Genomic DNA, 15048 nt, shown 5'->3' with positions numbered 1-15048 from the left:
TAACAACCTAATGACCAATAAAAAGGTCAAGCAGGTTGTTGTGCTGTAACACCTCGCGACTATCTATAAACCAACGCGGGGCCAATAAAGGCCCGTCCATTTCAACCGGCAATTTAGCGCCGGCTAAAAAACCCAGCGGTGTGGGCGGTTGCTTATAATCCAAGATTAATTGTCCCCGCGTTAGACTGGTAGGCAAGTGAACTTGCCCATGACCGCTTATATCAAAGTTCGTTGATGCCAGCTGAATCGGTCGCACCGTCATCACCCCATCGACTATCTGCCCACTCACCGTGAGCTGCTGAAACACCGTGGTGTCCCCTGCTTGCGGAATTTGTGCCATAAGCAAACGATTCAAATCCAAACCGCGATATTCACCGTTTAGCAACTGCAATTCAAACTGTCCTTGGGCATTATATTTGAGCGCCTGCTCATTTGAACCGGCGGTTTGAATCCTCGCCTGACCATTAAGTTGCCCTGATAAATCACGGTAATCCATGATGGCCGCTAACCAATCACCTATCATCACCTCATGCCAGTGCCAATTTAAGCCAAACGCTGGCGTGTCACCGGTCACATCAATTAACATATCGCCGGCCCAATGACCTTGATACAAATCGACCCGCAGCGGATTGAGCTCTACCAGGCCTGCTTCACCACTCATACTGGCCTGAATATTCTGGTAATGACCACCCCATAACCTTAGCGAATTAATCGCTAACTTACCCTCAAAAGGTGTTTCACGTAAGGTGGTCACCGGCACCGCAATGGGTAAATAGGTTTCACCAGGCTGCAGGCTTGAATGGGCACGGTAAAAATCCATGTTCAGTTCATCCAAAGATAAACCCAATTGCAGTTTCACTTGATCTCTAAACTCAATCTGCCCGGTTAGCTGGGTTTGGTCCAAGGTTAAAGGCGCCATGTCCAATGACCAAGACTGAGGTTCACCGCGCGTGTCTAACTGCCCACTCAAACGTGTAAAGGCATCTTCGGCCACAAAATTAGGCCAATGGGCACCAAACACTTCAGTCAACTCACGCGGATTCAAATTAACAAGATTGGCGCTGAGCGACCAATTCAATGACGGCTGCCAAGTGATCGAACCTTGGGCGGTCATCACCTTTTCTGCTTGATGGCCTTGGCGCCACACCAGTTCTTGCCAGCTCAACGTTTGGGTGCTTTTGTCATAAGCCAATGGATTAATCTGGATGCGCTGTAATTTTTCGGCTAGATAAAATTGCATATCAATGAACCAGGCCTGCTGGTCCAGCTGGCTCATACCCGCCTCGCCTTGCCAATCGTTAATACTGGCAATAGGTTGTTCTTGACCAAGTTCACCCCAACTGAGTGTGCTGACCAACCATTCAATGCCAACGGGATTAGCCTGCTGTTGACGGACTAAATCGTTCAGTGACAGTTTAATTTTGACGTCCTCAATCTCCGCCCGCCACCAATAGTCTTGCCACTCACCCTGTAAGGTCAGCTGATCGGCTTGCATTGCAAACGGCCATTTTTGGGCGCGCACTTCACCATTAAATTCCGCCTCAATACCTAACTTCTGATTTAGCTCATTGGCAATCAGCGGCTGATACTTATTAAAGTCAATCAGATGCAAGGCAATATAAAACGCGGCGACGACAAAAATAATCAAGGTAGCAATAATGATCGCAATCGCTTTAAACCAACGCACGACCGGATGACGCGGTGGTCGCGTTTGCGGTGTCGATAAATCTGATGATGAGGATGTTGCGTCTGCTACGGACATAGCCCACTCCTTGCCTTAATTAAATCCTGAAACCCATCTAAACCCACTGGGCCAATAAACTATTTAAATAACGGTGTCCCTGTTCGGTCAGGTTCAACCTACGTGCCGTGATAGCCGCATCAGCAGGTGACAGGGTTAACCAGCCCTGTTGCGCCAACTCATTAAGTTGCGCTTCCCAATGATCCGCCACTAAACCAGTGCGCTCACTGATCAAGGACACATCAAACCCTTGCTGTAATCTTAACCCATTTAACATAAATTCAAACAGCCGTTCATCCGGCTCAACCTGCCACCAGCGCCCCAACTGTTTTGGATTCTGCACCGCTAGCCCCTGTTGCATCGCTTGATTCACCTCACGAATATAACTCCCCGGAGAACTAGGCATTTGCGAGCGCCAAATGGACTGCTCATTCACAAAGGTCAATTTACCATGCGCGCCGGCACCTAAGCCAAGATAGTCACCAAATTGCCAGTAGTTCAGGTTATGCTGGCAGGCCTGCTGCGCTTTGGCATAGGCGGATACTTCATAATGCTGATAGCCCGCTGCGGCTAAGCGGCTTTGACAAGCTTCTTGCATCTCCCAACAATGATCATCATCCGGCAAAACCGGTGGTTGACGATAAAAGGGCGTATTTGGCTCTAGGGTTAATTGATAATGAGATAGGTGACCAGTATCGGCAGCTAAGGCCTGCGCTAAATCATCCAACGCTTGTGCGAGCGTTTGGTTGGGTAAACCATACATTAAATCGAGATTAATACGCTCAAAACCGACTGCCTTAGCAGTGGCAATCGCCGACCAGGCCTGCTGCTCGTCATGAATACGCCCTAACGCCTGAAGATGCTCGGGGTTAAAGCTCTGAATGCCAATCGACAAACGATTGACACCCGCCGCATAGAAGGCCGCAAATTTCGCTTCATCAACCGTACCCGGATTGGCTTCTAGGGTGATTTCACAGCCGGCAGCAAGCGGCAGCAATTGACGAACCTGAGTCATTAAATGACTAAAGCCCGCTGCCGACATTAAGCTCGGTGTTCCGCCGCCAAAAAAAATGGATTGAATGGGACGTCCCCAAATCAGTGGCAAACTGGCAGTTAACTGCGCAATCACCGCGTCTAAATAAAGATGCTCTTGCTCGGCTAAATCTACTTTCGCTTGGTGTGAATTAAAATCGCAGTAAGGACACTTTTGCACACACCAAGGATAATGAATATAAAGACTAAGTGGAATATGCGGGCTAAAAACCCAGGTATCTGCTGGGGTCACTGGGTCGTGTGCAAGGCTATCCATGACGACACCCGCTCCGTTATTCAACCGAAAGCTGAGTGACGAGTGCTTTTAAGGCTTGCGCGCGATGACTGTGCTGGTTTTTCACCTCAGACGATAACTGGGCCGCTGTGCACTGCCATTTAGGCAAATAAAACACCGGATCATAACCAAAGCCACCACTGCCTTCCGGCTGGCGTAAAATTTCGCCGTGCCATCGGCCCAACCCAATTAACGGCGTAGGGTCTTGCGCGTGCCGCACCACGACCATCGCACAAAAATAGCTGGCTTGTCGCTCACCATCCGGTACATCATGCATCATTTCAAGTAGCTTATAGAGGTTTTGCGTGTCATTCGCACCCCGGCCTGCATAACGCGCCGAGAAAATCCCCGGCTCACCCTTTAGCGCCGAAACCTCCAGACCTGAATCATCCGCAATCGCGGGCAGTCCGGTACGACTGGCAGCATAACGCGCTTTAATCAATGCGTTTTCAATGAAACTATGACCGGTTTCAACCGCTTCTTCACTAAAATACTCGCCTTGCGGACGCACATCACGCCCGGGTAACAAGGCTTTTAGCTCCGCAATTTTGCCGGGATTATTTGAAGCCAACACCAAGGTACTCATCATAGGCCTGCCTGTTGACGCCATTGGTTAATCGCGGTCTGCTGGGCAGTGGCAATCTGTGCAATCGCCTGCTGGCCTAGAGTTAGCATTGCATTAAGTTGCTGTAGATTAAAAGGTTGTTGCTCGGCGGTGCCTTGTACTTCAATACACTCGCCGCTTGCGGTCATGACCAAATTCATGTCTGTATCGGCCTGTGAGTCTTCAGCATAGTCTAAATCCACCACGGCCTCACCTTGCACCACACCGACCGAAATGGCGCCAATCGCATGACGAATAGGGTTAGTTGTCAACTCCCCGCGTACTTGTAAACGCGTCAGTGCCATCACCAGTGCAACATAAGCGCCATTAATCGCGGCCGTTCGCGTACCACCATCGGCTTGCAACACATCACAATCAATCATCAGCGTGCGCTCACCTAAGGCGGTCAAATCAACACTGGCACGCAAACTGCGTCCAATCAAGCGTTGGATCTCTTGCGTACGCCCTGACGCTTTACCAGCGGTCACTTCTCGACGCATGCGAGTATGGGTTGAACGCGGCAACATGCCGTATTCCGCGGTGATCCAACCCTGACCTTGACCTTTCAAAAAAGGCGGTACTGAATTTTCAACACTGACATTACACAGCACCTGTGTATTACCACAGGCTACTAATACCGAACCTTCAGCATGGCAGGTAAAATCCGGGGTAAATGAAATGTTACGCATAACATGAGCGTCTCGTCCACTGGGTCGCATGCCAATCCTTTAGCAAGGTCAATTTTGCATTAATTAAAATGGCGACATTATAAACGAAGTCAATAACAGCTCAGCAAAAACCGTGGGTTTTTTCGGCGTGGCGATAAAATGCTTTTATTTGTAACTTTCAAAAAATGGCGGTATATTGCATCAAAATTATGACATCTTATTGTTTTACCATTTCTATTTTATCATTCGAGGCACCAATGAGAGATTCTACAGCTAAAAATCTTGTCAACTTCCTAATCGGTTTTGTTGTGATGTTTGTATTGCCCTTTGCTATTTTCATGGGTATTTATTTCAACATATTGCCACAATCGCTGTTGATTGGTATCGGTGTATTTGGCGTTTTAGCCGCCGCTGCATTCATTGTCGGTGGCAACTTATTTATGATGTACAGCGATATTAAGACTGGTCGCTATAAAAAGCGTTCATAATCTATCATCACCTATTCCAAGGTATGACTGCTAAACGGGAGGTCTTTTCTAAAGATCTCCCGTTTTTTGTTAGTTAAGATGGGGTTATAATGGTGACTAGATTAATTTTTTTTATAAGATAGTGTTAAGTTGTAATGCCAACTCCAATTGCTAAACCAAGCGCCACCGCAAAAAAACAAAACCAGGCCAAATCGCCTCAGCCACCCAAACGATGGCTGCGCAGGCTCTTGCTTTGGCCAATTTATTTTGGCATCGTCATCACACTAGTTGTTGCCGCTTACGCTACCTATCTTTATCATCAACTGCCCGACCCCAACAGCCTCAAAAATGTAAGCTATCAGGTTCCGTTACGCATTGAAACCAGCGATGGCAAGGTCATCACAGAAATTGGTGAAAAGCGCCGGATTCCACTTGAGTACCCAGACATTCCTATTCGCATGATTCAGGCGATTATTTCAGCAGAAGATGACCGGTTTTATCAGCACTTTGGTATCGATTTAAAAGGGATTGCGCGCGCTAGCTATGAACTTATTTCAACCGGCAGCATTCAATCAGGCGGTTCAACTATTACGATGCAGGTTGCGCGTAACTTTTTTCTAACCCGCGACCGCTCTTTTAAACGCAAGTTCAATGAAATCATTCTGGCATTCAAAATTGAACAGACGTTAACCAAGCAAGAAATCATGGCGCTCTATCTGAACCAGATTTTCTTGGGTCATCGCTCTTACGGTGTAGCTGCTGCGGCTCAAACCTACTACGGCAAACCGATTCATGAACTTGATATTCACGAATTTGCAATGATAGCAGGCCTGCCAAAAGCCCCCTCCGCCTTCAATCCGATCGCTAATCCGGCCCGCGCCACTTTACGCCGCAGTTATGTGTTGCGCCGTATGCATGAGCTCGGCTACATCACTCAAGACCAATTTACTACCGCGCTGGCACAACCCATTGAAGTGACCCTAACCGGTGTGCGTATTGAAACTGAAGCCGGCTATATTGCTGAAATGGCGCGCCAATTTGCCCTAGAGCGTTTTGGCGAAACCGCTTTAGAACAGGGTTTAACCATTACCACCACGATTCGCAGTGATCATCAAGACCGCGCCAATGCCGCTTTACGTTCAGGCCTGCTTGAATACGATCGTCGTCATGGTTACCGTGGCCATGTCGCTCAACTAGATCCGGCCTTACTTGACGACAGCTCAGCGATAGACACGCTGATGCGTGAACATCCTCAGCCAGGTGGGCTGCGTTTAGCCCTGGTGATGGCATTAACCGATAACCAAGCGCAACTGCAATTACGTAATGGCGACCAGATCACACTGACCTTTGCTCAAGCTGACTGGGCGCGGCCACATCGTGGGCTCGATCGTCTTGGTCCCGCTCCCACGCAGCTCGATCAAATTATCCAGGCGGGTGATCTGGTCTATGTCATTCCCCACCCAAATGAGCAGGGCAACTGGCTATTAGCGCAAAACCCACGTGCAGAAGCCGCCCTGGTGGCGCTTAACCCCCGCAATGGTGAAATAATTGCCCTGGTCGGTGGGTTTGATTTTTTCAAAAGCCGTTTTAATCGTGTTACTCAGGCGAAACGCCAACTGGGTTCAGCCTATAAACCTTTCCTCTATTCAGGCGCGTTTGAACTTGGCATTACCGCTGCGACCGTCATTAATGATGCGCCAGTGGTCTTCCACGATGCCGCCCTCGAAGATATCTGGCGTCCAGAAAACTATACCGGGCGCTTTTATGGCCCCACGCGAGTACGTGAAGCCTTGATTCATTCACGCAACCTCGTCCCTATTCGACTGTTACAAGAAGTAGGCGTTGCACCGATTATCAACCACTCACAGCGCTTTGGCTTTGATTTAGCCGAACTCAATCGTCATCGCAACCTATCGCTGGCACTGGGTTCAGCCCAATTCACGCCGCTAGAAGCGGCGCGTGCTTATGGCGTATTTGCCAACGGTGGTTTTCTAGTCGAACCCTATTTTGTGCGCGAAGTGCGTGACTTTAACGGCCAAGTGATTTATCAAGCCAACCCGCTACAAGCCTGTGGCATCCAGTGCGATGAACGCGACCCTGGAATTGCTCCGCGTGCCATTACCAAACAAAATGCTTATATGATTACCTCAATTTTGCAAGATGTGATTAAACAAGGTACGGGACGCCAAGCGGCCAGCTTAAATCGCCAAGATTTAGCCGGTAAAACCGGTACCACCAATCAGCAATTTGATGCCTGGTTTGTGGGCTATAACCCGGATGTGGTCACCAGTGTCTGGGTGGGCAATGACCAACCCTCTGGTCTAGGGCGACGCGAAACCGCTGGTCGCGCTGCCTTACCTATTTGGATTGACTATATGCGTCATGCCGTAGCCGACTCACCCAATATTCCGTTTTTACAACCTGAAGGCTTAGTATATGTTCCAATTGATCGTAGCACCGGTCAAGCGGTACCCGCCGACACCCCAGGCGCATACTTTGAGCTGTTTTATCCAGACCAAGCACCGGAGATCCCGGTCATTCGTCCCAACAATTTAAGGGACTTAACCCGTGAATTATTTCAATAACTAATTAGGACTGAACCATGAAGTTAATCTTATTAGGCGCACCCGGTGCAGGCAAAGGCACCCAAGCCCAGTTTTTAACCCAGCACTTTAGCATTCCACAGATTTCAACCGGCGACATGTTACGCGCCGCCATTGCGCAAGGCACCGAGCTTGGCAAACTGGCAAAATCCTTTATGGATGAAGGTAAGCTGGTCACTGACGAGATTATTATTGGCCTAGTTAAAGAACGCATTACTCAAAGCGATTGTGCCAATGGCTTTTTGTTAGATGGCTTTCCACGTACCGTACCACAAGCGGATGCCTTAGCTGATGCAGGTGTGGCCATTGATGCCGTTGTTGAAATTGATGTCGCTGATGAAGTCATTGTCGAGCGTATGTCAGGCCGTCGTTGCCATGCCCCATCAGGTCGCACTTACCACATCGTCTATAATCCGCCGAAAGTGGCCGATTGTGATGATCAAACCGGTGAACCGCTTATCCAGCGTGACGATGACAAACCAGAGGTGGTCCTTGATCGTTTAAAAGTCTATCACCAGCAAACTGCACCGTTGGTTGATTATTATCAGGCGGCAGCGGCTAAAAATGACGCATTACGCTATATCAAAGTCGATGGCACGCAGCCGATTGATCAAGTGCAAAGCAAAATTTTAGGTCAGTTAAACTAAACTGACCTAACAACTAAAATGCCTAAGGCCCGGTTCTAAACTGGGCTTGTTTATTTCTGTTATAGAAACTATGTTTAACTCGCAAAAAATATCATATACTGTTATTAAAACTACTAATGCCTCTGCGAGAGACCTATGAAAATTAAATCGCTTAAACATAAGATCATTTTCGCTAGCTTGCTCGTCACCACCCTGGTGGTTGCTGTTGTCACTAGCGTAATGTACCTCACTCAAATCAAACCCTTGCCACAACAAGTCAAACAACAACTGACTAACGATATGCAAGTATTTATGGACAGCCAAATTGAGCTAAAGGTTCAGTCTGGCATTATCGGTGCCACCATGCTGTCGCAACAACCCATCTTAATTGATGCGCTAGCAAACAATCGCCAACTCCCATTACGCCAAGTGCTGGCTAACCAACAACAACACTATGCCAGTGTGACCAATTTCCGCGGTATTTTTAGCGAAATTTATGATGCCAATGGCCAATCTTTACTGCGTTCATGGGCACTGGATCAACAACCTGCTGCCACGCCACCCAACGCGTTAATTACAGAGGTCATTAATACCAAAACCGCCCAGGGCGCATTAGGTTTTACTGATCGTGGCGTCACCATCACTGCAGTCACACCGGTACTCAACTCGCAACAACAGCTAATGGGCCTAGTTTCTATGCTACAAGGTGTCGGGTCTATATCTCGCGATTTTGATCGTATTGTAGGTGGCAACTGGATTATGCTCGTTGACAGTGAATATGTTAGGGCGCGTCATGGCCATACCCAAGCCATAGATAGACTCATTAACATCAACCCGCGTTATGTTGTCGCCAACAATAACTGGTTCACCCCCGAAACTATTCAACTTACCCAGAGCTTGTTTCAAGCGACGCATGGTGACAAAACAAATGTTTATCTAAACCAAGGCTATCTGATAGTTGACCTACCTGCTTACGATGAAGCGGGACAAGTCATGGGGCGCCAACTCTTCATTCAAGACGAACAAGTATTTACTCATATATTAAGCGCTGCCTACCAGCAGGTTACCGTTACGATTATCGGTGTTATCTTGGGTATTCTTATCCTAGCGGGTATTTTATTCGGCCTTATTCTACGTCTGGTGATTCGTCCTCTTGAGGACTTAACCACCACCATGCATAAAATTGATGAAACCGGGGACTTCTCGATTCGAGTTGCGGTTAAGTCTGACGATGAAGTCGGGCAAACAGCTCAAGCCATTAATCACCACCTAGTCAAAGTCAGTGATGCAATTACTCAAGCCAATACAGCTATTGCAGCGATTGCAAAAGGAGATCTGACAACGCGTATTGAAGGTCATTATGTTGGCAATTTGCTTGAACTCAAGACGGGTGTCAATGCCAGCGCCAACAACATGCAAAACATTATTGAAGAAATTGCTCGCGCACTTGAACAACTTAACCAAGGTCAATTCAACTTTAGGACCAAGGTGCAAGCACAAGGTGCCTTCGCGACTATTTTGGCTGATACTGAAAACGCCATGTCGCAGCTCAACCTGACCATGACAGACATTGGTGATGTAGTCAAAAAAATGGCGGCAGGCCAATTCAATCTCAGTATCAACCGCGAACTGCAAGGTCAACTAAAAGAACTCAAAGATGACATTAATCTATCCTTAGCTAGCCTAAACGAGGTCATCAAGGATATTAGCCGCGTTATGCAAGCACAGAGTCAAGGAGATCTCACGCAATCTGTTACTCAAGAGTGCCAGGGTGATCTAGCTACCCTTAAAGAAGCGATTAACCAGAGTCTTGCTCAGATGACCGAAGTCATCAACGAAGTGCTGGTCAGCTCTAAAGCCGTTGCCAGTGCGGCAGAAGAAGTATCGCACGGTTCAATTAGTCTAAGCGACAGTGTCCAGCAGCAAGCTGCATCGGTTGAACAAACTTCGGCGGCGATGACAGAAATAGATGCAACCATTAAGAACAATGCCGAACACAGCAAAACTGCTGACCACCTCCAGCATCAGCTTGAAACTCAGTCATTACAAGCTAGTAATGTGATGAAACAAACTATTGATTCGATGGCGATGATTCAGCAATCTAGTAATCAAATTCATGACATTGTTAGCCTGATTGAAAGCATTGCCTTCCAAACTAACCTGTTGGCACTGAATGCAGCTGTTGAAGCGGCTCGTGCCGGGGAGCATGGTCGTGGCTTTGCGGTCGTAGCCAGCGAAGTGCGTGCGTTAGCACAAAAATCAGCTGAAGCTGCTAAAGAAATTACCGGACTAGTAACCAACAGCGTCAACCGCATTAATCAAGGTACCGAACACGCCACAGAATCGGCCGAGATTATCTCCAAAATGCATGAAACCATTAACCATGTCACCGATATGTTAAGTGACATCGCTAACGCATCAATGGAACAAGCACAAGGCGTGTCGGAAATTAATCAAGCTATAGGTCTGATTGATAATGTTACCCAGCAAAATGCCGCACTTGTTGAAGAGACAGCCGCAGCGGCCGAAAGCATGAAAGATCAGGCACAGCAATTATCCCAGTCGGTCAGCTTTTTCAAAACCCACCGCATTGGCACTAAACGCCTCAACTAATTAAGGCGTGACATTCACTCTATTACCCAGCTCATTCACGAGCTGGGTAACCACCTCTGGCAATTAAACCGCCATCTACCGTCAACACTGAACCGGTCATCCAGGCTGCAGAATCACTGATTAAAAACGCCGTTGCCCAACCCATATCATCGACATGACCATAGCGCTGCAAAGGCATCGCTTTCGTCCAGGTTGCCGCCATTTTAGGTTCCGCCAAAATCTTCGCCGTGCGCTCAACGGGTACAACGCCTGGCGCTAAACTATTGACCCGAATGCCTTTCGGCCCCCATTCCACCGCCATGACTTTCATCATCGCATCTAAACCGGCTTTAGACGCCGCATAGGCACTGAACCACTCGCAGGTTTGTTGACCGTGAATACTGGAATTATTAATAATCACGCCCGGTTGCTTGGCCTGGATACAGGCTTTAGCAAAAGCGGTACTTAACCGATAAGGTGCTTGTAAATTAACTGCAATTGTTCGGTTAAAGGCCTCGCCGGTTTCATCTTTTAATGCGGTTGATTTAGTCACAATGCCAGCGTTATTGATTAGTGCATCCAAGCCATCAAACGCTGACCAGGCCTGCTCAAAGATCTCAGGCAAACTGACGTAATCACTAAAATCGCCCCAAACCACTTCAACTTCCGCACCCAATTCAGCCACCGTTTTAAGGGTTTGTTGCACACCGGATTCGTTCCGACAATAATGCAACACCAACTTACAACCTTGCTGCGCTAAGATTTTTGCCATACCCGCGCCAATTCCGCTGGACGAGCCAGTGATCCATACTCGTTTTCCGGCTAGCTCTGGATAGCGTGTCATATTAGTCATCATCGGTCCTTATTAATGTTATGCCAAACGCCTGGCGTAACTGCGAACAGGCCTGTTCAAGCGTTGATGGGGGTACGGCTAGATTAATGCGCATAAAACCACATCCGACTTCACCGTAACTCAAGCCGTTATTTAACCCCAATTTAGCGTCATTGATTAACCAGGCCTGCAAAGCCGCATGGTCAGCAAACTGATTAGGAATGAGCGGATTAAAATCTAACCAAACAAGATAAGACGCCTGGGGTTGGATGACCCGCACCGCGGGACACAGCTCAGCCAAAGCCTGACGTAAACGCGCTATATTGGCGAGAATATGCTGGCATAGCGCATCCCGCCAAATCTTGCCATCGTCCGTATAGGCCGCCTCTAGCGCCACCATCGCAAACAGATTCAGCTCGTCAATCTTCACCCTTGCCGCGGCAGCTTGCAGTGCTTTACGATGCGCGGGATTAGCCGCGATCGCATAGCCTATTTGCAGGCCTGCTAAGTTAAAAGTTTTACCGGGCGAGCTGAGTGTAACCGTTTGCTGCGCCACCGTCGGACTTAAACTGGCCAACGGACAATGCTGATTAGGCGGCAAGGTTAAATCGCCATGAATTTCATCAGACACCAATATCACATTATGCGCCAAGGCTAGTTCGGCGAGTTGCGCCAATTCTGCGCGCGACCAGACGCGACCACTTGGATTATGCGGATTACACAACAAACACAAACTAACATCGTCACGAGCAAAGGCTTGTGCCAGGCCTGCTAAATCAAAGCAATAGTCCGATGCCTGTGATGCTTGGGGATTGGATGACTGATCACCGTCCGGCTGATACAGCAACGGCACCGCTACCACCTGGCGATCATTACGGTTAATCGCCTGTTCAAACGGCGGGTAAATCGGCGGCATAATCACCACCCCCTCACCCGGACGACTGAGCGCCTGCACGGCTAAAAACAAGCCATTAGCCACATTGTGCGTAAACACCAGGGACGCGGGATCTACCTCATAGCCATATTGAGCTTGCCACTTGACGACGCTGGCACACAAACGGTCTGAGGTATGGGTATAGCCTAAAATCGGATGCAATAAGCGCCGTTGCAATGCCGCAATAATAAACGGCGGGGTCGGTAAGTCTTGATCCGCGACCCACATGGGCAACAGGTCTGCGCGACCAAACAACTGTTCGCGCAAATCATACTTTTCCGCCCCGCTATCGTTGCGATCAATCGGCTGGGTAAAAAAATCCCGAATATAGGCAGCGCTGAGGTCTGCACTAATGTCAGTTTTTAGGCTTTCTTCTTCCACAAGGTCACTTGACTCACAGTATGTTGATATTTACGCGCGGTTTCACGAATCACAAACTGCAGTTCTTGTGGCGCACCGACCGGTTCAAAATCTTTACTCAACAAGGCGTGCAAGGTTTCTAAGGTGGTCACATTTTCACCCGAATGAGCATCCTTGTAGCCCCCTAACCAATGGACTTTCTGAGTAAACTCTTCTAACCAGGTGTAAGGCGAGCCAAGCATCAATAACCCACCGCTATTCAAACGAGCGGCGACATCCGTTAAAAATTTCTTCGGCTCATACAAACGATCAATTAAGTTCATCGCCACAATCATGTCATAACCACTAAAAATCGGTTTCATATTGGTCGCATCTTGCTGTAAAAATTCACAGCGACTTGCCACCTCACTTAACCCCAACTGTGCCAAGGTGGTTTCTTTAAAGTCCATAATCTCACCTTCAATCGGCAAGGTATAGCGCAGCTGACCCGAGGTTTGCAACTGGTTAGCCACATTAATAAAGCGCGCAGAAAAGTCTAAACCGACGACCTGCTCAAAATGCTTGGCTAATTCAAAACTTGCACGTCCAACTGAACAACCTACTTCAAGCACTTTCAAATGTTCGCGCTTGGCCAAATCCGCATCAGTTTGCGCATAGCCGATGGCTAAATCAGCATAGGCTTTGGCAAAGTTGGCCACGCCAAAATACTCGTCACCAAAATGGAATTCGCAATATTGTGCCACCGCACTATCAGTTTCATAGGTCGAAAACTCTTTCTGCACTGGCGCATCCGAGGCAATATAACGGAAACCGGCGTGCTGGAAAAAATGGCGACGAAACGCATAACGTGAACTACCGTTAATTTCATTGCCAGTCGAAATCCACGAGCCACCTTTAATTATATTGTGTTTGTTATCAAAGGTCGGCGTAGTGAAATCGTCATAAAGCGGATGCACTTTAAAGCCCTCAAACGGATGAATCGGGGTTTCAGTCCACTGCCAAACATTGCCGATCACATCGTAAAACTCGCCTTGCTTGCAACGTGTTACCGGGCAAGACGAGGCCGCTTGCTGCAAATTAATATTGGCCTGGGCTAGATGCTGCTGTGCTTGAGAAAAGTCGCGCAAACGCAAATACTCATCTTCAGAAGGCAAGCGGATCGGCTGGCCGGTTTGTGCCGCTTTCCAACGACAAAAAGCGGCCGCTTCTAAATGATTCACCTCAGCTGGCCAAGACCAAGGCATCGGAATTTCTTCGGTCATACACCGCAAATACCAGGCCTGTTGACCACCCTCGGTTTTACGCACCCAAAAACTAGGGTGTTTAACCGGACTAAATTGACGCCAACGATCGCCCTCTTCATTCCAAAATTCCGGGGTATGATAACCACCGGCTTCAACAAAGGCCAAAAACTCGGCATTAGACACCAAAAACTCGCTAGCCTGAAACGCGGTCACATTGGCCTGATGCTGACCATATTCATTATCCCAACCGTAATGAGGCGCAGGGTCTTGATGGGCAATCTTGACCTCGCCGGCTGGCACGGCGAGCAAGCGATTGCTGGGGGCAGCGGTTTGCTGATCGGCACAAATCGGAAACAGCGGATGGGGTTTCACCTGATCAATCGGGAGCTGACGAATCAACACCGAAGAAGTTTCTAAATGAATGCGCTCATGCTCAATGCCCATCATAATCGGCCACATCGGGCTTTGCCAATCAATCGGCAAACTAAAGACAACTTGATCTATCAGCGCATTCACCGCCGCCTTTACCTCGTTGCGATAAGCACGCACCGCCGCCACACTAGGCCAGTCGTAATGGGCATCGTTGAGATCATCCCAAGACATTTCATCGACACCTATGGCACACATTGATTCAATGGTCGGGTTAATCCGTTGCGGCAAGAGTTTAGCTAACACCAATTTATTCGTAAAAAAGGTCGCGGTATGACCAAAATAAAAAATTAACGGATGGCGCAGTGAGCAAGGACGGAGATAAAAAGTATCGTCACTGACAAGTGTTTCGAAAAGGCTTTCGTAGTTTTCCCAGGTTTGGTTAAAGTAGGCTTTAATTTCTTGTCGTTTCTGTTCGACTTCACCTTGATTTAGAAAAACCGGCTGGCTGATTAGTGTGGGGGACATCTGCATGACAGTATTTCCTTATAGATACGAAATTTTAGCTATTGTAACGACTAAGTTATACAAAATCTATACAAAGCATAAACTGCACAGAAACCACAAGCCATATTGCACATTATTTGCACGATTTGTTAAGACTATACCAATAAAAAACCC

The 15048-nt window shown here is 48.1% G+C and carries 11 protein-coding genes; 4 read left to right on the top strand and 7 right to left on the bottom strand.

Translation table 11 applies throughout. The features are described 5' to 3' along the window. Nucleotides 1–7 precede the first annotated feature (7 nt). From THIAE_RS00220 to rph, 4 genes are read right to left on the bottom strand one after another with little or no spacing between them, the layout of a single operon-like run. Nucleotides 8–1762 carry an AsmA family protein gene (locus tag THIAE_RS00220; RefSeq protein WP_006459714.1) on the bottom strand — a complete coding sequence of 585 codons (1755 nt, stop codon included), beginning with the start codon at nucleotides 1760–1762 and terminating at the stop codon, nucleotides 8–10. A 37-nt stretch (nucleotides 1763–1799) separates the two neighbouring features. Continuing rightward, complete coding sequence (hemW, locus tag THIAE_RS00215; RefSeq protein ID WP_006459715.1) at nucleotides 1800–3050, bottom strand: radical SAM family heme chaperone HemW; 1251 nt, start codon at nucleotides 3048–3050, stop codon at nucleotides 1800–1802. 16 nt (nucleotides 3051–3066) lie between these two features. After that, nucleotides 3067–3657, bottom strand: coding sequence for an RdgB/HAM1 family non-canonical purine NTP pyrophosphatase (rdgB, locus tag THIAE_RS00210; protein ID WP_006459716.1), 591 nt, complete (start codon nucleotides 3655–3657; stop codon nucleotides 3067–3069). After that, nucleotides 3654–4391, bottom strand: a complete 738-nt coding sequence (gene rph / locus THIAE_RS00205; RefSeq protein ID WP_006459717.1) for a ribonuclease PH — start codon at nucleotides 4389–4391, stop codon at nucleotides 3654–3656. The genes rdgB and rph overlap by 4 nt, the downstream gene beginning before the upstream one ends. A 206-nt stretch (nucleotides 4392–4597) precedes the next feature. On the opposite strand from rph, the gene THIAE_RS00200 reads away from it, so the two are divergent. From THIAE_RS00200 to THIAE_RS10465, 4 genes are all read left to right on the top strand, one after another. Further along, nucleotides 4598–4828, top strand: coding sequence for a hypothetical protein (locus THIAE_RS00200; protein ID WP_006459718.1), 231 nt, complete (start codon nucleotides 4598–4600; stop codon nucleotides 4826–4828). Nucleotides 4829–4962: 134 nt separating this feature from the next. Further along, nucleotides 4963–7392: a penicillin-binding protein 1A gene (locus THIAE_RS00195; protein WP_006459719.1), complete on the top strand. Its 2430-nt coding sequence runs from the start codon at nucleotides 4963–4965 to the stop codon at nucleotides 7390–7392. Nucleotides 7393–7409: 17 nt separating this feature from the next. Then, entirely contained in the window at nucleotides 7410–8057 is a 648-nt protein-coding gene (gene adk, locus THIAE_RS00190) for an adenylate kinase (protein WP_006459720.1), read from the top strand. A gap of 135 nt (nucleotides 8058–8192) precedes the next feature. Then, entirely contained in the window at nucleotides 8193–10649 is a 2457-nt protein-coding gene (locus THIAE_RS10465; protein ID WP_006459721.1) for a methyl-accepting chemotaxis protein, read from the top strand. A 31-nt stretch (nucleotides 10650–10680) separates the two neighbouring features. Here THIAE_RS10465 and THIAE_RS00180 read toward each other — a convergent pair whose 3' ends face one another. Genes THIAE_RS00180 through ovoA form a run of 3 tightly spaced genes read right to left on the bottom strand, consistent with a single transcriptional unit; the run spans nucleotide 10681 to nucleotide 14901 of the window. Further along, nucleotides 10681–11481: an SDR family NAD(P)-dependent oxidoreductase gene (locus tag THIAE_RS00180; protein ID WP_006459722.1), complete on the bottom strand. Its 801-nt coding sequence runs from the start codon at nucleotides 11479–11481 to the stop codon at nucleotides 10681–10683. Further along, on the bottom strand, nucleotides 11474–12775 hold the full coding sequence (locus THIAE_RS00175) for a PatB family C-S lyase (RefSeq protein ID WP_006459723.1): 1302 nt from the start codon (nucleotides 12773–12775) through the stop codon (nucleotides 11474–11476). The genes THIAE_RS00180 and THIAE_RS00175 overlap by 8 nt, the downstream gene beginning before the upstream one ends. After that, nucleotides 12757–14901, bottom strand: a complete 2145-nt coding sequence (gene ovoA / locus THIAE_RS00170; RefSeq protein WP_006459724.1) for a 5-histidylcysteine sulfoxide synthase — start codon at nucleotides 14899–14901, stop codon at nucleotides 12757–12759. Before ovoA ends, THIAE_RS00175 begins: the two co-directional genes overlap by 19 nt. Between the last annotated feature and the right edge of the window lie 147 nt (nucleotides 14902–15048).

Origin of the sequence: Thiomicrospira aerophila AL3, from assembly GCF_000227665.2 — a bacterium.
In the GTDB taxonomy this organism is placed as follows: domain Bacteria; phylum Pseudomonadota; class Gammaproteobacteria; order Thiomicrospirales; family Thiomicrospiraceae; genus Thiomicrospira; species Thiomicrospira aerophila.
The sequence above is the reverse complement of the archived record's forward strand: the minus strand, read 5'-3'. Positions and strand labels throughout refer to the sequence as shown.

Coding starts and splice junctions, on each gene's coding strand:
- hemW (WP_006459715.1), bottom strand. CDS start 3,050: ATGGATAGCCTTGCACACGACCCAGTGACCCCAGCAGATACCTGGGTT.
- THIAE_RS00195 (WP_006459719.1), top strand. CDS start 4,963: ATGCCAACTCCAATTGCTAAACCAAGCGCCACCGCAAAAAAACAAAAC.
- ovoA (WP_006459724.1), bottom strand. CDS start 14,901: ATGCAGATGTCCCCCACACTAATCAGCCAGCCGGTTTTTCTAAATCAA.
- THIAE_RS10465 (WP_006459721.1), top strand. CDS start 8,193: ATGAAAATTAAATCGCTTAAACATAAGATCATTTTCGCTAGCTTGCTC.
- rph (WP_006459717.1), bottom strand. CDS start 4,391: ATGCGACCCAGTGGACGAGACGCTCATGTTATGCGTAACATTTCATTT.
- THIAE_RS00180 (WP_006459722.1), bottom strand. CDS start 11,481: ATGACTAATATGACACGCTATCCAGAGCTAGCCGGAAAACGAGTATGG.
- rdgB (WP_006459716.1), bottom strand. CDS start 3,657: ATGATGAGTACCTTGGTGTTGGCTTCAAATAATCCCGGCAAAATTGCG.
- THIAE_RS00200 (WP_006459718.1), top strand. CDS start 4,598: ATGAGAGATTCTACAGCTAAAAATCTTGTCAACTTCCTAATCGGTTTT.
- THIAE_RS00220 (WP_006459714.1), bottom strand. CDS start 1,762: ATGTCCGTAGCAGACGCAACATCCTCATCATCAGATTTATCGACACCG.
- adk (WP_006459720.1), top strand. CDS start 7,410: ATGAAGTTAATCTTATTAGGCGCACCCGGTGCAGGCAAAGGCACCCAA.